This is a genomic window from Sphingorhabdus sp. M41 (assembly GCF_001586275.1).
Lineage (GTDB): Bacteria > Pseudomonadota > Alphaproteobacteria > Sphingomonadales > Sphingomonadaceae > Parasphingorhabdus.
The window spans coordinates 2,423,346-2,440,678 of record NZ_CP014545.1 but is presented as its reverse complement, the minus strand read 5'-3'; the positions used below and the strand labels follow the sequence as shown (position 1 = coordinate 2,440,678).

At 56.8% G+C, this 17,333-nt stretch carries 18 protein-coding genes; 9 read left to right on the top strand and 9 right to left on the bottom strand.

Annotated elements, in window-relative coordinates:
* Window positions 1–188: 188 nt before the first annotated feature.
* Both AZE99_RS11515 and AZE99_RS11510 read left to right on the top strand, forming a co-directional pair.
* Window positions 189–524 carry a hypothetical protein gene (locus AZE99_RS11515; protein ID WP_067201209.1) on the top strand — a complete coding sequence of 112 codons (336 nt, stop codon included), beginning with the start codon at window positions 189–191 and terminating at the stop codon, window positions 522–524.
* 90 nt (window positions 525–614) lie between these two features.
* Window positions 615–809 carry a hypothetical protein gene (locus tag AZE99_RS11510; protein ID WP_156472235.1) on the top strand — a complete coding sequence of 65 codons (195 nt, stop codon included), beginning with the start codon at window positions 615–617 and terminating at the stop codon, window positions 807–809.
* Between the two features lie 3 nt (window positions 810–812).
* On the opposite strand, the gene AZE99_RS11505 is transcribed toward AZE99_RS11510, so the two are convergent.
* The gene (locus AZE99_RS11505) at window positions 813–1,937 is read right to left on the bottom strand and encodes a serine hydrolase (protein ID WP_067201206.1); all 1,125 of its coding nucleotides are present in this window, start codon (window positions 1,935–1,937) and stop codon (window positions 813–815) included.
* Between the two features lie 126 nt (window positions 1,938–2,063).
* The gene (locus AZE99_RS11500) at window positions 2,064–3,275 is read right to left on the bottom strand and encodes a phospholipase D-like domain-containing protein (RefSeq protein WP_067201205.1); all 1,212 of its coding nucleotides are present in this window, start codon (window positions 3,273–3,275) and stop codon (window positions 2,064–2,066) included.
* A 161-nt stretch (window positions 3,276–3,436) separates the two neighbouring features.
* Here AZE99_RS11500 and rpoZ point away from each other — a divergent pair, with 161 nt between their 5' ends.
* The gene (gene rpoZ / locus AZE99_RS11495) at window positions 3,437–3,784 is read left to right on the top strand and encodes a DNA-directed RNA polymerase subunit omega (protein WP_067201203.1); all 348 of its coding nucleotides are present in this window, start codon (window positions 3,437–3,439) and stop codon (window positions 3,782–3,784) included.
* A gap of 102 nt (window positions 3,785–3,886) precedes the next feature.
* On the opposite strand, the gene ftsH is transcribed toward rpoZ, so the two are convergent.
* The 6 genes from ftsH to AZE99_RS15955 all read right to left on the bottom strand — a co-directional run bounded on the left by ftsH (window position 3,887) and on the right by AZE99_RS15955 (window position 11,520).
* A complete protein-coding gene (ftsH, locus tag AZE99_RS11490) occupies window positions 3,887–5,839 on the bottom strand; it encodes an ATP-dependent zinc metalloprotease FtsH (protein WP_067201202.1) in 1,953 nt (650 codons plus the stop codon).
* A gap of 167 nt (window positions 5,840–6,006) precedes the next feature.
* Window positions 6,007–6,960, bottom strand: a complete 954-nt coding sequence (gene tilS / locus AZE99_RS11485; protein WP_067201201.1) for a tRNA lysidine(34) synthetase TilS — start codon at window positions 6,958–6,960, stop codon at window positions 6,007–6,009.
* 3 nt (window positions 6,961–6,963) lie between these two features.
* Window positions 6,964–7,845: a hypothetical protein gene (locus AZE99_RS11480; protein ID WP_067201198.1), complete on the bottom strand. Its 882-nt coding sequence runs from the start codon at window positions 7,843–7,845 to the stop codon at window positions 6,964–6,966.
* 120 nt (window positions 7,846–7,965) lie between these two features.
* Window positions 7,966–8,802 (bottom strand): helix-turn-helix domain-containing protein, encoded by an 837-nt coding sequence (locus tag AZE99_RS11475; protein ID WP_067201195.1) that lies wholly within the window; start codon window positions 8,800–8,802, stop codon window positions 7,966–7,968.
* 173 nt (window positions 8,803–8,975) lie between these two features.
* On the bottom strand, window positions 8,976–11,258 hold the full coding sequence (ptsP, locus tag AZE99_RS11470; protein WP_067201192.1) for a phosphoenolpyruvate--protein phosphotransferase: 2,283 nt from the start codon (window positions 11,256–11,258) through the stop codon (window positions 8,976–8,978).
* A gap of 109 nt (window positions 11,259–11,367) precedes the next feature.
* The gene (locus AZE99_RS15955) at window positions 11,368–11,520 is read right to left on the bottom strand and encodes a YdcH family protein (protein ID WP_082788350.1); all 153 of its coding nucleotides are present in this window, start codon (window positions 11,518–11,520) and stop codon (window positions 11,368–11,370) included.
* Between the two features lie 193 nt (window positions 11,521–11,713).
* Here AZE99_RS15955 and AZE99_RS11465 point away from each other — a divergent pair, with 193 nt between their 5' ends.
* Together AZE99_RS11465 and AZE99_RS11460 are read left to right on the top strand one after the other, a co-directional pair.
* Window positions 11,714–11,911, top strand: a complete 198-nt coding sequence (locus tag AZE99_RS11465; protein ID WP_067203599.1) for a YdcH family protein — start codon at window positions 11,714–11,716, stop codon at window positions 11,909–11,911.
* Window positions 11,912–12,071: 160 nt separating this feature from the next.
* Window positions 12,072–12,527 carry a DUF1465 family protein gene (locus AZE99_RS11460; RefSeq protein WP_082788349.1) on the top strand — a complete coding sequence of 152 codons (456 nt, stop codon included), beginning with the start codon at window positions 12,072–12,074 and terminating at the stop codon, window positions 12,525–12,527.
* Window positions 12,528–12,542: 15 nt separating this feature from the next.
* Here the strand turns inward: AZE99_RS11460 and AZE99_RS11455 are convergent, their stop codons facing one another.
* Complete coding sequence (locus tag AZE99_RS11455; RefSeq protein ID WP_067201190.1) at window positions 12,543–13,643, bottom strand: alkene reductase; 1,101 nt, start codon at window positions 13,641–13,643, stop codon at window positions 12,543–12,545.
* A gap of 130 nt (window positions 13,644–13,773) precedes the next feature.
* Here AZE99_RS11455 and AZE99_RS11450 point away from each other — a divergent pair, with 130 nt between their 5' ends.
* The 4 genes from AZE99_RS11450 (at window position 13,774) to ssb (ending at window position 17,278) form a co-directional block, all read left to right on the top strand.
* Entirely contained in the window at window positions 13,774–14,439 is a 666-nt protein-coding gene (locus AZE99_RS11450) for a COQ9 family protein (RefSeq protein WP_067201188.1), read from the top strand.
* Between the two features lie 131 nt (window positions 14,440–14,570).
* Complete coding sequence (locus tag AZE99_RS11445) at window positions 14,571–14,840, top strand: FeoA family protein (RefSeq protein ID WP_067201185.1); 270 nt, start codon at window positions 14,571–14,573, stop codon at window positions 14,838–14,840.
* Between the two features lie 3 nt (window positions 14,841–14,843).
* A complete protein-coding gene (gene feoB, locus AZE99_RS11440; RefSeq protein ID WP_067201183.1) occupies window positions 14,844–16,703 on the top strand; it encodes a ferrous iron transporter B in 1,860 nt (619 codons plus the stop codon).
* Between the two features lie 47 nt (window positions 16,704–16,750).
* On the top strand, window positions 16,751–17,278 hold the full coding sequence (gene ssb / locus AZE99_RS11435) for a single-stranded DNA-binding protein (protein WP_067201181.1): 528 nt from the start codon (window positions 16,751–16,753) through the stop codon (window positions 17,276–17,278).
* The last annotated feature ends 55 nt before the right edge of the window (window positions 17,279–17,333 follow it).

The window sequence follows — 17,333 nt, the reverse complement described above, 5'->3', positions numbered from 1 at the left end:
ATATTCTACCTTTGGCTTTTGTTTCTGGCGGGCAGTCTACGAGAATTTACAAAGCGGGAAATTCCGGAAACAGGTTCTTCATTGCGTTCAATCCGCCATATCGGTAAAGATGCGCACCGCATGCCAAAGGAAATCGAAGAAATCCCGGCATGCGTGGTTTTTGAGGAATATAATAGAGGGTTACCCCAATGAAAAAAGTTACAACATCAATCGTTTTGGCCGCTGCACTAGGCCTGGCCGCATGTTCTGGCGCAGACAATGCTGAAACCGGCGTTGAAGAAACAGTAGAAGGCACAGAAGCAACCGCTGAAGAAGCCGCTGACGATGCCATGGAAGCTGCTGAAGGCGAAGCTGACGCAATGGGCGACGCCGCTGTTGAAGCAACCGCAGAAGCTGCTGATGCAGCTGGCGAAGCTGCTGTCGCTGCCGGCGCTGCTGCTGATGCTGCTGGCACCGCTGCTAAAGAAGCTGCCAACGATGCAGTAGACAAAGCTGCCGCTGCTGCGAAAAAAGCAGTTAACTAAGCTTTTCTATCAGTTTGCGAAAAAGGGCTGTCTTCGGATGGCCCTTTTTTTTGTCTTTGGCCGGGCCTGAATTGCGGTTATGGAGATGCGATGAGAAAGATTTTCAGTGCCCTCTTATTGACCGGATTGGCGGCTTGCGGTCCGGCGCAAAATGATCCGGGCCCCGGTGGCGTTACCGTCGGCGAAGCTCAGGCGCTGGACGAAGCGGCAAAAATGCTCGACGAGCGCAACACGCCGCCTGATTCAATCGACGACGGGCAAGCTGTTCCCGCCGAAACCGAATAAGCGCTAACCAGGGTGGTAGCGGGCGACCGCGCGTGTCACCGCCTGCATCATACGCATGCGTTCGGGGATCGAAGCGGTCGTATCTCCCATCATCACGACCACCGCATAGCGCGTGCCGTCGGGTGCGGTCATGATGCCGATATCATTATATCCGGTCGCCATCGACCCCAGAACTTGACCGGTCCCGGTCTTGTGGAGGAATTCCCAACCTGCCGGTACGCCCGCCTTTAGCCGGTTCGGACCGCTCCGCGTGCGTTTCAATATGGACTGCAGCAACTTCGTCGAATTATCGGAGAGCAATTCGCCGCGGGCCAATTTGTCGAGGGCGCGAACGATCGCAATCGGACTGGCGCCATCAACCGGATCGGCGAGATAGGCGTTGAGAGATTGCCGTCGCTGCTCGACCGGTATTTTGGCGCGGGCCGCGTAGAAAGTTCGCCGGTAGGACAGGTCCTGCTTCCACTCCATTCCGGCAATACCGCTTTGCAGCAATCGCTCGCCGGGCCCGAAGCGGATTTTCCCGAGCGAATTTTTCGCGATGAAACGGCGGACGGCATCCGGCCCGCCGGCATGACGAAGCAAGGCGTCATTGGCGGTATTGTCGCTGCTGGCAAGCGCCTTTTCGAGCAATGTGTAAACCGACTTTACGACCGAGCCTTCCCGTTCCACTTCGACCGCCATTGGCTGATGAAAGACGGTCAGGTCTTCCTTGCCGATGCGGATCGGGTCGGACAGGGATGCGCGGCCCTGATCGATCTTGTCGAGCATGGCCATCGCCACCCAAAGCTTGGAAACGCTTTGCTGCGGGAAATATTCGTCGGACCGGTGTCCGAATTCCCATCCACCATCAATCCGTTTGACGGCAATCCCGGTTTTTCCAGGAAAAGTCCGCCATAGCTGATCGATTTCCCGCACCAGAGCAGGATTGGGCAGTTCCCGAGCATTGTCAACGCGAGGTGGCGCTGATGGTGCCCGGTTCTGATAGACGGGGGGCGGAGCATTGTCCGGTCGCGCCACCGGCCGGTTTGGCGCCGAAACACAGGCGCTCAGCGTGACGGTCAGCACCAATATCGATATATGGCGAAAATATCTCAAGCGTTCACGCTTCTCTGCTGTTTGAATGTTCATATATCCTTCTAGCTAAGCGCCTCAGTCTGAACAGGGGCAAAATTGCCGATTGCGGTGAATGATTCTTCTGCTGCGGCAGGTTGTTCCCGCAGGCTGGCAAATCAGCAGATCTGCGGAATGTGCCAACTATTTCCGGATGCCGAAATTTAATCTGCGGGTAACGCGATAGTCGAGCGTGTTGACGAGAAAATAGGATATTGTCCAACGTAGTCGATTGAGAAAAGTCCGGCGGGATTTGTGCAGTTCCGGCGTGATCGTCTCGGCATCTTCGTGCAAGATATCAATCACGGTACGCGCATGATTGGCGAAGCCGGCATCTTCGATCCGCAGCATCATTTCCACATTGATAAACAGACTGCGCAAATCGAAATTGGCCGAACCGACATAGACGGCGTCATCGACGATCACCAATTTGGTGTGGAGTCGTCTGGGTTGATATTCGAAAAGATGAGCGTGTCGCTTCAGCAGATATCCGTATAGCAGCCGACTCGCCCCCATGGTTGCGCCATTGTCGGTTTTGCCCGGCAATATGATCCGGCTTTGCCCGCCGCGCTTTGACAATCCGCCGATCCGGCGCAAAAGCCCTTGGCCAGGGGAAAAATACGCGGTGACGAGATCAAGCCTGCTGCCGTTCTCCAGATCATTCTTGATCGCCCGTGCCCAGCGGCTCAGGCGATTGCTCGGCCCCCCGAGCAGCCACTGAAACTGGCCTTCGCCTGCCTCCCAGTGGCGCACCATCCTCCGCAGCAAACGCATGTTGCCATTGTCCCGGTAAACCCAGTTGGACAAAAGCCGATAATAATCGGCCAGATTTTCGACCTCAGGCCCCTCGATCTGGAGGCCGAGATCTTCCCAGCTTTCCGCACTCGGGCCATTATCCTGAGCCTGCGAATGCATATCGAAATATTCATCGGCGATATTGAATCCGCCGATCAGGGCGCAGCAATCGTCCGCGATGATCATCTTCTGATGATTGCGGACAAAATAGCTGGTGGAAAAACGCGGGCTGAAAACCCTGAATTTGCCGCCTGCATCGATCAGCGGATCAAAAAAACTGCGCGGAGCGCCATTGGATCCGAAACTGTCGACCATCATTTCCACCGCCAGGCCGCGCTCGCAGGCGGCAATCAGAATATCCAGAATCCTTCGGCCCAAGCCGTCATCCTCGAACATGTAGAAGAATAATTTCAGGCTTTTTTCTGCTCCCTCGAGCATGTCCACCAGCGCGGAAAGGCGCTCCGGTGCCGTGCGGACGAGCCGCAAGCGGTTTCCGCCGACATCGAACCATTGCGGTGCAGCGGGTTGCGATAACTGGTTCTTATCAGTGGTGATTTTCATTGTTCCGGGGCATAGATTATCATCGGCATAGCAACAAACCATTAGATTGCCGATTAGTTTCCGGGCCGATGCTTGCGAGTGTCCGGATTTGTTGACAAATCCCGCTCATCGCCCTAGATGCAGGCCTCTTTTCCTATAGTTTGCAGAATCAGGAGCGCCTTATGGCTCGCGTTACGGTTGAAGATTGCGTTGATAAAGTCACAAACCGGTTTGATCTGGTGTTGTTTGCTGCCCAGCGCGCACGTGAGATTTCAGGCGGCGCAGAGCTGACTGTCGATCGCGATCGCGATAAAAACCCGGTTGTCGCCCTGCGCGAGATCGCAGAAGAAACGGTCAAGCCGAAGGATCTGCAGGAAAGCCTGATTCAGTCGTTGCAGAAGGTTCTCATCGACGATGATGATACGCCGGATGAAATCGGTTCGATCAGCCAGTCGGCTGAAGCGCTTCGCCTCACTGCCGCTGCACCACCACGCAGCGCTGGTGTCGCCGGAGACTACGGTCGCCGCTAAACGGCTTGCGGTTCGCCGCAAATATCATTGAGACAAAAGAAAAGGCCGCTGGGAATATCCCGAGCGGCCTTTCTTGTTTCTTGTTCCGTTGCCGGACGGAGATTAAGCGCCTTGTGGTTTGGGATCGCCAAACGGGCCTTTTTTCTTCCGTCCCGCTTTCGGGATCGATGCGCCGACTGATGGCACAGCCGCCGGTTTGACAACGCCACCATCCGGCCGTTCGAACTTCCCGTTCTTGACCAGTTCGTCGATTTCCTCGCCGGACAGGGTCTCATATTCGAGCAAGGCATTAGCCAGCGCGTGGAGCTGGTCATTATGTTTGGTCAGCAGATGCTTCGCCCGATTATAGCTGTCGTCGATCAACTTGCGGATCTCTAGGTCAATTTTCTTCGCGGTCTCGTCTGACATGTGCACGCGCTGGGACTGCGAATAGCCGAGGAAGGTTTCGCCCTGTTCCTCTTCATATTGCAGCGGTCCCATCTCGTCGGACATGCCCCATTGGGTAACCATGTCGCGTGCAAGCTTCGTGGCATATTGGATGTCGCTGGAAGCGCCTGAAGACACTTTATCATAGCCGAAGATGATTTCCTCGGCGACGCGTCCACCCATGGATACCGCCATATTGGCGTGCATCTTGTCGCGGTGATAGCTGTAATTGTCACGCTCGGGCAGCCGCATGACCATGCCGAGCGCGCGGCCGCGCGGAATGATCGTCGCCTTGTGGATCGGATCGGATGCTTCCTCGTGCACCGAGACAATAGCATGGCCTGCTTCATGATAAGCGGTCATCTTCTTCTCGTCGTCGGTCATCACCATGGACTTGCGCTCCGTGCCCATCATGACCTTGTCCTTGGCATCCTCGAACTCGCTCATCGCGACCATCCGTTTGCCACGGCGAGCTGCCATCAGCGCGGCTTCATTGACGAGGTTTGCAAGATCAGCACCCGAGAAGCCGGGCGTGCCGCGCGCAATCGTGCGTGCGTCGACGTCCGGAGCCAATGGTACTTTCTTCATGTGGACAGCAAGGATCTTCTCGCGTCCTTCGATATCGGGACGCGGTACGACAACCTGCCGGTCAAACCGGCCGGGACGCAGCAGTGCCGGATCCAGCACGTCGGGACGGTTGGTCGCGGCGATGATGATGATCCCTTCATTGGCTTCAAAACCATCCATCTCGACCAATAGCTGGTTCAGAGTCTGCTCGCGCTCGTCATTGCCATTGCCAAGACCGGCGCCACGATGGCGACCGACCGCGTCGATTTCGTCGATGAAGACGATGCACGGTGCGTTTTTCTTGGCCTGTTCGAACATGTCGCGGACACGGCTGGCGCCGACGCCGACAAACATTTCGACAAAATCGGAGCCGGATATGGAGAAGAACGGCACGCCCGCTTCGCCCGCAATGGCGCGAGCCAGAAGGGTTTTACCGGTACCAGGCGAACCGACAAGCAGTGCGCCTTTTGGTATCTGGCCACCAAGCTTGGCAAAACGTCCGGGGTTTTTCAGAAATTCAACAATCTCTTCCAGCTCTTCGCGGGCTTCGTCGATCCCGGCCACATCCTGAAAGGTTACCTTGCCCTGCTTTTCGGTCAGCAGCTTGGCCTTGGACTTGCCAAAGCCCATGGCGCCAGAGCCGCTGCCCTTTTGCATCTGGCGCAGCACGAAGAAGGCGATGCCGAGGATCAGCAGGAAGGGCAGGGACTGCACGAGGATGATCTGCCAGATACTGGCCTGTTCCTGTGCCTTGCCGCTATATTCGACGCCTTTTTCATCCAGCAGATTGACCAGCGACGGATCGCTGCCAACCGGCGTGGTAGAGAACATGTCGCCATTGGTCAGTTCACCGGTGATCTTGTCCGGCGCGATGGAAACGCTTTTCACGCTGCCTTCTTCAACCTTGTTGCGGAAGGAGGAGTAGCTGATTCCTGTGCCAGCATCCGAGGCCGCACCAGCGCCAAACATCGAAACCGTGAGCAGCAGCGCCACGATGACGCCGGCCCAGATGAACATGCTTTTCATCCAGGGGTTTTCTTTGGGATCCTGTTCGTCATTCATCGCGCATCTTATCCTGTAATCACTGTCGCGGCGGATGAATGGCATCGCGCCGAGATTTTTTCATTTCTCTAAAGATAGTCCTTTTGCTGCGGATGACAATATGAAGGCCAATGTTTTTACCGATCAGTGTGATCGTAATCGATCAGAATATGCCAGATTGAGAACATTCAGCTGTTGCGGCGCTTTGGAGCGGTCTGAAAGGACCAGCTCTCACCGCCCCGGCACAATATATTGCCGAGTGTGACGGTTTCGCCCTTTTCCAGCGCACTGATCGTCTGGTCGATCTGGCTACCGCGCGGCGAGAGGGCAGGGTCACAGATATGCAGGCATCTGAGCAACAGCCGCCGCTGGATCTCGTGCGGAAAGTTGGTATGAGCGAGGGTGCAGCCTGTGTCGTTGGCTGTGACATGTTCCTCGGCGAGCCACTCCACCATCCATTCCAGTGCCTCGCGCGCCGACCCCAGGGCGCTTGCGCTCTGGCTGGCAAGGCTGGTGTCGAAGCCTTCGAGATCGCGAAGCGCATTGCGCACCCGCACCCGGTCAAAGCCCTGATCGCGATTGGATGGATCATCGACCGCGTCCAGACCCTGATTGGCAACATAGGAGATCAGTTCCGCCTTTTGAAAATGCAGCAGGGGCCGGATGATATGGGCCCGTTTCTCCCTGATCCCCGACATGCCGTCGATACCGCTGCCGCGCAAAATGCGCATGATCATTGTTTCCAGCTGATCATCGGCATGATGGGCGGTGGCCAGCCATTGGATATGCTTGTCCTTCATCCAGTCGAGCAGCAATCCATAACGGGCTCGTCTTGCCGCGCTCTGGATACTGCCGCGGATCGGGACGACCGGTCGCAATATTTCGTGTGGGATGCCGCGATCGCTACAGATTGATGCCACGAATTCTGCTTCCGCAAGAGCCTCAGGGCGCAAGCCGTGATCGACGGTTGCTGCGGCAATCCGGCCCGGATGGGCTTGCGATGCGAGCAGCAGCAGAGCCAGGCTGTCGGGACCGCCGGATACGGCCAGCCCCAGCTTTTCCTCGTTCGATGCAAATGCGGGAATCAGCCGATCAAGCGCCTGCACAAACCGTTCGTCGAGCGAGGCGGCTTCATCATCCATGATTCATTTGCAGTTGGCGGCAGCCTTGCCCGATATCACGCGATCGGCAAGCCGGCCACTGGCAACTTCGGGATAGACATCCTGCATTTCTGCCAATACGCGGCAGGCATCAGGCTTCTTGCCCAGTTGTACCAGGGCGGTGCTCAAGAAATAGAGGCTGTCCGGAGCGCGTTCTCCGCGCGGTCTTTTCTGATAATTTTCATAGAGAGCAACCGAAGCCAGAGCGGGTTTCTTATCATCAAGATAGGCACGACCGAGCAGGTTCTGGGCGAAGCTCGCGCGCCGATGGGCCGGATGATCCTCGACCATTTTCTTCAGCTGCGCCTGCGCTTCGGGATAGAATTTGGCTTCCCACAAGCGATAGCCATATACATAGGCGTCTTCACCGGCATCGCCGGTATCCGGCATGACAATCGCGGCAACGCCAACCACCCGCTTGGGATCGGGGGCAGCCTCAGCCGCTGCTGCTTTGGGAGTGGTTTTTGGGGCCACTATCGGTGCAGTTCCGGCAGCGCTCGTGGCCGTGGGGATCGCTGCGGACGCTTCGGCTGCGGCCAACCGGTCTTCGATTTTTTTCAGTCGAAACCCGTTTTCCTCAACTTGACCGGTGAGGTTGGCCAAGCTGCGCTCCAGCGTATCCACGCGCGCGATCAAATCGGAAACGGCCGAAGTCGTGGTCGCCGCTGCCGGCGATGCAGGGCCGGTTTCGGCGGTGATTTCAGGTTCGAAATAGCGGCTGGACCCGCCAGGGAAAACCTTGCGCTGAACCGCGCGCATTTCCTGCTCCAGCCGATCGACGCGCTTGTCGACATTTGCATTCTGAGCCGATGCCGGCGTGCTGACTAGCAAGCTGGTGAGCAGAATTGTGATACCGAATTTCTTCATCGAGGCCTCCGCTGATTTCGCGTATAATAACCATATACTACACTGAAAAGTAAAGAAATACATGAAGGAAAGCGGCCCTTGTCCTGCCGCTCTTCGCTATCATGATGATGCGCGCCGTCCTCAGTCAGACGTTAAATCGGCTGCCGGATCGCTGACTGTTTCACGAGCAAGCAAAGCTGCCGCGCTGACGCCGACATCCTTGATGGTTCGCTCTGCAGTACCCAGTTGCGGGACAACCTGGCCGTCTATCGTCACAGTCAGTGCTGCCGGACGTCCGGTCAGAATCTGCGGGTCGTCGGCATCCGCTGGAACAGTGAACGTATCCCCGGCGGCCAATTCATTTTCAAACAGGCGTTCGCCCTTGGCATCATAGATTTTCATCCAGACATTTTCGGTAGCAGTCAGTACAACAGTTCCCTGACTCGATGGCAGCGGACTGCCATCTTCTACGGTCTGCGGATTAATATTCTCCGCCGCGCTTTCAACCGGCGTTGCGATTTCGCTTTCTGCTGTCGGCGTAATGGCATCCGGATTGAGGACCAATGATCGCCAAACAAGATAGCCGATCAATACCAATGCAGCGATAGCTGCGGCAGTCCATGCGAGATAGAGCGGCGGGACACTGGAGGGATTGGCGGGAGAATATCCACTCATTTCAGGCTGGAATGCACCATGACCCAGTTCTTCCATTTCTTCGCGCAACTGGCTACCGATGGTCGCATCGACCAGACCGACCGTTCGGGCATAGGATTTGGCAAAGCCGATCGCATAAGTGCGTCCGGGAAGAGCGTCAAAATCACCGCTTTCAATCGATTCCAGATGGCGCTGCGGAATTCGGGTTTTCTTGGATATGTCTTCCAGCGACATGCTTTTCTGCTCGCGAGCACGGCGCAATATTTCGCCGGTGCTGTGCAGATTCAGTTCGACATTTTCGTCGTCATTGGTTTCTTCGGCCACTCAATACTCCCTTGGCCGGATCAATTTGCGACCCTTTTCGCACTTCCCGGATATTTCCTTGAAAAAAGCCAGTTTGGCCAACAAAAGTCAATGACTATCATGTTCTAGACGCTGGATTTTACCATTTTACGCCCTTCAACAGAAAATTTGTCGGCTGATGGTCTTAAAACTGATCAGTCCAGGTCGACATTGCGCTGACTGGCCCATTGTTCGAGACGCGATCGCGGTTCGGCAGGTGCTTCTTTCAGGATGGATTCAATTTCCAGCTTGGCTTGACCGAGATCCAGCGACCGGACCATCGCCTTGATCGGGCCAACCGATGCCGGGGTGATTGACAGACTGCGAATGCCGAGCCCCAATAGCGCCAGAGCATCCAGCGGGCGGCCACCCATTTCCCCGCATACGCTCAGCGGGATGCCGAACCGTTCGGCATCGACCGAGGCGCGGCGCAAGAATCTGAGAATCGCCGGACTCATCCAGTCAAATCGTTCCGCCAATTTGGGATTGCTGCGGTCCGCCGCAAACAGAAACTGGGTGAGATCATTGGTCCCGATCGACAGAAAATCGAGCCGGTCTGCCATCAGGTCAAGACATTCTGCCAGGGCTGGGACCTCGAGCATGGCGCCATATCTGATTTGCGTGGGCAGGCGTTTTTTCTGGCTGAGCAGATAGGCGCGCTGATTTTCGAATACCGCCTTGGCTTCATCGAATTCCCATGGCTCCGCGATCATCGGGAACATGACGTTCAGCTTTCGACCGGCCGCAGCCTCGATCAGGGCTCGCGCCTGGACTTTCATCAGGGCATCCCGTTCCAGACCGATGCGGATCGCCCGCCAGCCCATGGCCGGATTGTCTTCTTTGGACTCGCTTGCCTGAAAATAGGGGAGCGGCTTGTCGCCGCCGATATCGATAGTGCGGAATATCACCGGCTTTTCGCCCGCAGAATCAAGGACATCACGGTAGAAACGGGTCTGGCCAGCCCGTCCCGGCATGGTCGCGGCGACCAGGAACTGGAATTCGGTCCGGAACAGTCCGATGCCGTCCGCCCCGGTTAGATTGAGCAATGCCAGATCGTCCCGCAAGCCCGCGTTGATATTGACGGTGATCCGCACCCCGTCTTTGGTGATCGCTTCCTTGTCGCGCAGTTCGGAATAAGCAGCGCGCTTTTTCTGGCTGAGCTCGAGCTGCGCTTCAAACGCCTCCTCGACCGAAGGGCCGGGCCGGACAAATACGACATTTTCGTCGACATTGAGCAGGAGATGATCATCTTCCCGGACGACTTGCCGGATATTCTTGACCTGGCCGAGTATGGGAATGCCCATTGCTCGTGCAATGATCGTGACATGGGCGGTCAGAGAGCCTTCTTCGAGGACCACGCCTTTCAACTTGCGCCGGTCATATTCGAGCAATTCCGCCGGTCCCAGATTGCGGGCGATCAGGATAGTGTCCTGCCGCAGGCCCATTTTTGCCGCGGTGCCCATCTGGCCGGAAACGGTGCGCAACAGGCGGTTGGCCAGATCTTCCAGATCATGCATGCGCTCCGCCAGCAGTGGGTCGTCAATCTGCCGCATCCGCATCCTGGTATGCTGCTGCACTCTTTCGATCGCCGCTTCGGCGGTCAGGCCGCTGTCGATCGCTTCATTGATGCGCCGGCTCCAGCCCTCATCATAAGCAAACATCTTGTAGGTCTCGAGCACGGCCTCATGCTCGCCACCGATGCCGAATTCCGCCTGACTGGTCATCTGTTCAATCTGGTCGCGCATCTTGTCGAAGGCGGAGTAAACCCGATGCCGCTCGGCTTCGGTGTCTTCCGCTACCGTATGTTCGATTTTCACCCGTGGCTGGTGGAATACCGCGTGGCCGCTGGCCTTGCCCTTGACCAGTTGCAAGCCGCTCAGACGAGTGGCACCATTGTCCAGCGACGCGGTTTCTTCCGCGAAATTGTCATCAACAAATTCAGCGCTGGTGATCAGTTCCGACAGCACCATCGCGGCTGTCTGAAATGCCTCAATCTCCACTTCGGAATATCGACGCGGTTCGACATGCTGGGCGCATAATACACCGATTGCCTGCTGGTTGCGGATGATCGGCACGCCGGCAAAGCTATGAAATTTTTCTTCCCCGGTTTCCGGCCGATATTGAAAATCGGGATGACTGGCCGCTTCGTCGAGGTTCAGTGTCTCGACATTTTTGGCGATATAGCCGGTCAGACCTTCACCCATAGCGAGTTTCGTGACGTGAACCGCTTCGGCGTTCAGGCCGCGGGTGGCGAATAATTCCAATACGCCATCCCGCCGCAGATATATCGAACAGACCTCGCTGCTTACCGCATCCGCGATCGTATCGACGACCTGGTTCAATTTAATCTGGGCATTACCGCGCGATGCCATGATCGACCGGAGGCCGGTCAGGATGCTACGGGCGGTCTTGGTACTCGAAGGATCTGTTGTGGGCATGATAGTCGCCTAGCAGAAACGCCAAGTGAGCGCGATGTTGAAAAAGAGCTCTTTGGCCAAAACAGATTTTTATTGCCAGTCTGGTTTGAACGGGGTCGCCGAGCCCGTGCTAATCCTGCAGCTCTTCTTTCAGTCGGAGCTTCTCTTTCTTGAGACTGTGGATTCGAATCGTGTCGGGAAGAGGCCGGGTTTCTTCTTCATTGATTTTGCGTTCCAGCGCTTCGTGTTTGTTGCGCAATGCTGACATGTGATTCTGAATCATTAAAGTCTCCTCAAAAATGTTGTTTTTTGAAATTGAAAGAGGATGAAAGCTTCCTTTCCTGCTGTACCAGCCAATTGACCGTGGCGTTTCGTCTTCATGATTAAATTGTCTTGGTTTCGACATGAACCATGAATAGGAATAAGATTACAAAATTGTTGCAATGGCGCAAGGGGGAGATTGAACCGAAATGGGGATGAGCGATGAAGAGTTGCAAATGCGGCTCGAACTGCTGAAAACGGAGCATCGCGATCTCGACGAAGCGATCGCCGCGCTGGTAGACGCAGGCAATATAGATCAGCTCCGGACGGCTCGACTCAAGAAAAGAAAATTGCAGTTGCGCGATCGTATCATCCTGATCGAAAACCAGCTCATTCCCGACATCATTGCCTGACGCGCAAGCTGTTCTGCGGGCTTACAAATCGTTAACCACAACTGTCCACCAGTTAACCCCAGAAATCCCCGCGTGTCAGTTTGAAACAGACGCCTTACGGAGCTATCTCTATTGTAAAATTGCCTGTCAACCGACAACGATAAGTTGCTACGGAGCAAATATGCCAGATCGTGAATCCCTTTTGACGCTGAGACTGATGGACGCCCTTTATACTGAAGCGATGGTCCTGGCGGATGAGGCGCGATCCTATTTTGAATCGGGCCGTTTCAATGATGAAACCGATTCGGGCGATCTCCTGGTCGTATCCTTTTCCTGTGAATCACTGAAAGTGACGACAAGATTGATGCACTGCATTGCTTGGTTGCTGAACCAGAAAGCGCTTCAGAGCGGGGAATTGTCCGAAGGAGAGGTCTGGAATCATGACCGCAGGCTCGGCGACGCGCCGGTCTCCGATCCGCGGATGGTGAACCGGTTCCCGAAAGAGGCGCGCCAGATTATCATGGCCAGCGAAGAATTGTTCCTGCGCCTGCAGCGCCTCTCGACGCGGCTGGAGCAGGAAATTGAAGACGAATCAGCGGTTCAGGACATGTTCCGCCGCTTGAAGAGCGCCTTTTAGCCGAGCGCCCTTTGTTCAGGCAGACTCTGCCTCTTTTTGTTCCATCGTCGGATAGTCGACATATCCTTCTGGCCCTTGGCTATACCATGTCGGGGTAAAGTCGATCGGGTTGAGCTCTGCACCTTGGCGGAAGCGTTCGGGCAGATCGGGGTTGGTCATGAAGGTCCGGCCAAAGCTGATCGCATCGGCCTTGTTCTCGACCAGCGCTGCGGTCGCATTGTCATAAAAATAATCGCTGTTGAGCACGAGCGGGCCGTTGAACACGGGTCGGATCTGCGGGCTTACTGGCGGCACATCGGTATTGCCGTAGGTGCCGTGGGCAGGGGGCTCGCGCAGCTCGAGAAAGGCGATGCCGATCTTGTCGAGCAGTTTCGCCGCTGCGGTGAATGTTTCGACTGGCGTCGCGTCATCGGCGCCTTGAGAATCGCCATTGGGTGACAGGCGAACCGCAACCCGGTCGCTGCCCCAGACATCAACCAGCCGCTGGGTCACTTCGCCGAGCAGACGGATACGGTTCTCTACCGGGCCGCCATATTCGTCGGTTCGCAAATTGGTGCCGGAACGAATGAACTGGTCGATCAGATAGCCATTGGCGGCGTGCAGCTGCACCCCGTCAAAGCCGGCCTTTTTCGCGTTCTCGGCTGCATTTTGATAATCATCGAGCAAGCCGGGGATTTCCGAGATTTCCAGCGGGCGCGCTTCTTCATAGTCGCGTTTGCCCTGATAGGTGCGGACGCTGCCCGGTGCGGTTGTCGCGGAAGCGGAAACCGGTTTCTCGCCATCCAGGAAGTCGGGATGGACGATGCGGCCCATGTGCCACAGCTGGCAGATGATCTTGCCACCGGCCTGATGGACGCGTTCGATAACCGGCTTCCATGCTTCGGTCTGCGCTTCATTCCATATGCCCGGTGCGAAAGGCGTTCCGAGGCCCTGCTGGCTGATTCCGGTGGCTTCGGAAATGATCAGGCCGGCGCCGGAGCGCTGGGCATAATATTCGCCCATGATCGGGGTCGGGACAAATTCCATGGTCGAACGACAGCGGGTGAGCGGAGCCATGAACATGCGGTTGGAGGCCTCGATGGCGCCAACGGTGATCGGATCGAACAATGTGGTCAAGATGAAATTCCCTGAAACAAGAGGCATGGATTGTTAATCAGACAGTTAAGATGCCGTGGGCCCGAATGCAATGGTTTGAAACGAAGCAATTTCTGTCTATATTGATAGCTCTGATTTCAAAGGAACTCTCATGTCCGCATCGCTTCCCGAAGATCCGACCCTGGATGAAGTGCGCGCCTTTCTCGCGCCCGCACTGGCCGCGCAGGCGGCGTTTGACGGCTGGAACGAGAAGGCCGTATTGGCCGCTGCGGACCTTGCCGGCGTAGATGCCGATCTAGCCAGACTCGCTTTCAACGAAGGCCCGGTCGATATGATCGACGCCTGGTTTCAGGCTGTGGATGAGAAAATGGCGGCGAAATACAGCGCCGATGAACTCGCCGCCATGAAAATACGGGAGCGCATCAAGGCGCTGGTCGAAGCCCGGCTGGAAGCGCTTGAGGGAGATCGCGAAGGATTGCGGCGCGCGCTGGCGATATTGGCGGCACCGCCGCATTTGCGCCGGGCCGCGAAAATGGGCTGGCGGGCAGCCGACAAGATGTGGCGGCTCGCCGGTGATGTCGCGACCGACTATAATCATTATACCAAGCGCACCCTGTTGTCGGGTGTCTATGGCAGCACGCTCAGCGTTTTTCTCGATGATGAAAGCGAAGGCTATTCCGAAACCAAAGCCTTTCTCGACCGCCGGATCGAAAATGTCATGCAGTTCGAAAAGGTCAAGGCCAGGGTCACTGGCCGGCGTGGCGACCGGTTCAGCATGGCCCGCTTTGTTGGCCGGTTGCGCTATCGGGGAACCTGAGCGCCTGAAGTCGTTGTGGGGCTGATGCGGATCATTATCCCCGTGGTTTCAATCCAATTCGCACAAAAAGACTCGCCAAGACTAATCAATATTGATAATCAATCGCAATTAGAAAGGCCCCGTTGCGATATATGCAAACACCCACAACCCTTGACCAGCTGTCACTGAAGCAAAATGCTGAAATCGTGGCAATCGACTGGGCCGCCATTTCCGACACCGAAGGCCGCCGTCTGCGCGCGCTCGGCATTGATGAAGGCGTGTCGGTGGAGAAATTGCACAAGGGGATGTTCGGCCTGAATGATCCGATTGCCCTGAAAGTCGGGCGGATGATGATAGCCATCCGCAAATCGCACGCGCAGGCGATATCGGTCCAGCCGGTCGCGGTACCGATCGCCGCCTGATTGATGACCGAAGCTGCTCCCCTCATTGTCCTCGCGGGCAACCCCAATTCGGGCAAAAGCGCCCTGTTCAACGCACTGACCGGCGCGCGGCAAAAGATTGCCAATTATCCCGGCGTGACGGTCGAGCGCAAATCCGGTCATTTCACGTTCGCCGACGGACGCCCCGCCGAACTGGTGGATTTGCCCGGCAGCTACAGCCTCGATCCGACCAGTCCCGACGAAGAAGTGACGCGCGGCGTCATCATGGGATTGCAGAAAGGCGAGCGCAAGCCCGACACTATCATCCTGGTTCTGGATGCCGCCAATCTCGACAATCACTTGCGCTTTGCGCTCGAGGTGATTGCGCTCGGCCATCCGGTCGTCGTGGCGCTCAACATGATGGATCTGGCAGAGCGGGACGGGCTGATACTCGACCCGGCGAGGCTCGAGGCAGCCCTCGGCGTGCCAGTGATTCCGACCGTGGCCGTGCGGCGGCGCGGTCTGGAAGAATTATCTGCTGCTGTGGAAAGCCGTCTCAAGCTCAAGCAGGACGGCGTCGGACCGATCGTCGCGCAGGATCGTGATCACGGTTTGCGGCAGCAGGCCAAGCTGATTGCCAATCAGGCGATTGTTTCGGAAACCGCCGGACGACGTTGGTCGGAGCGGGCCGATCGGCTCTTTTTGCATCCATTCGCCGGACCCTTCATATTGTTCGCGGTCCTGTTCATCATGTTTCAGGCGGTCTTCGCCTGGTCCGAAGCACCCATTGGCTGGATTGAAGGCGCCAGCGAGTGGGTTGCTGCAGCCGTTGAATCGAATTTGTCTCCGGGCTTCCTGCGCGACTTCATCATCGAAGGCGCCATTGCCGGTGTCGGTTCGGTGGTCGTGTTCCTGCCGCAGATCCTGATCCTGTTCCTGTTCATCCTGCTGCTCGAAGCCAGCGGCTATATGACCCGCGCCGCCTTCATCATGGATCGCCTGATGGCCAGCGTCGGCCTGTCGGGCCGCAGCTTCATTCCGCTGCTGTCGTCCTTTGCCTGCGCCATTCCCGGCATCATGGCGACGCGCAGCATTTCCGATCCGAGAGATCGGTTGACCACCATATTGGTTGCTCCCCTGATGACCTGCGCGGCGCGTCTGCCCGTCTATGCGATCATAATCGGCGCATTCATTCCGCCGACCACCGTCGGACCCGGCATTGGTCTGCAGGGGCTGGTGCTGTTCGGGCTTTACGTATTCGGCATTGTCGGTGCCATGATCGTCGCTCTGGTGCTGCGGTCGACGGTAACCAAGGGGCCGAATAGCGGCTTCCTGATGGAAATGCCGAAATATCAGCTGCCAAGCGTGCGCGACATATTGATCGGCCTGTGGCAGCGCGCCTGGATTTTCCTGCGCCGTGCCGGAACGATCATCTTCGCCGCTACTGTGGTGCTGTGGCTGTTGCTCACTTTCCCGAAAGTGCCCGAAGACAGCGGAATGAGCCAGGTTGACTATAGCGTCGCCGGACGGATCGCCAATGTCATCGCGCCCGTCGTCAAGCCAATCGGCTTCAATCGCGATATCGCGCTCGCCCTGATCCCGGCCATGGCGGCACGGGAAGTGGCGGTGGCAGCGCTCGCCACGACCTATGCTATCGATGCATCGGATGAGGAAGCAGAGGCCAAATCGCTGACCGAGCGGCTGCAAAGCAAATGGTCATTGCCCACGGCGCTGGCCTTTCTCGCCTGGTTTGTCTTTGCCCCGCAATGCATCTCGACCATTGCCGTGACCAAGCGCGAAACCAACGGCTGGAAATGGCCGATGTTCATGCTCGCCTATCTTTTTGCGCTCGCCTATGTCGCGGCCGGTATTACATATTGGAGTGCCGTCGCCCTCGGTCTATAGAGTCTCCCAAGAATCGTTAATCACGTTATTTTTTTGGGGAATTTGAAATGGCCGGCGGCATCAACAAAGTCATCATCGTAGGCAATCTGGGCAAGGATCCGGAAGTGCGTACTTTTGCAAACGGCGGAAAAGTCTGCAATTTCAGCGTCGCGACATCGGAAAGCTGGAAAGACAAGCAAACCGGCGAGCGCAAGGAAAAGACCGAGTGGCACAATATCTCGATCTATAACGAAGGCCTGGCCGGCGTTGCCGAAAAATATCTGCGCAAGGGCAGCAAGGTCTATCTCGAAGGCAAGCTGCAAACCCGCAAATGGCAGGACCAGTCCGGCAATGACCGCTATTCGACCGACGTCGTGTTGCAGGGTTTCGACGCGAAAATGGAAATGCTCGACAGCAAGCCCGGCGGCGGCGGTCAGGGCGGCGGCTCCAATGACGGCTGGGGCGGCGGCGCGCCTTCGGGTGGCGGCTCTGGCGGTGGTTCCGGCGGCGGCTGGGGCCAGACCGGTGGCGGTCCCGGCGGCGGTCAGGGAGGCGGCGCCTTTGACAGCGATCTGGACGACGATGTTCCGTTCTAGTTCATCCACGCAAAGCCAATAAAAAAACCTCCGCTTCCCTTCGAAAGCGGAGGTT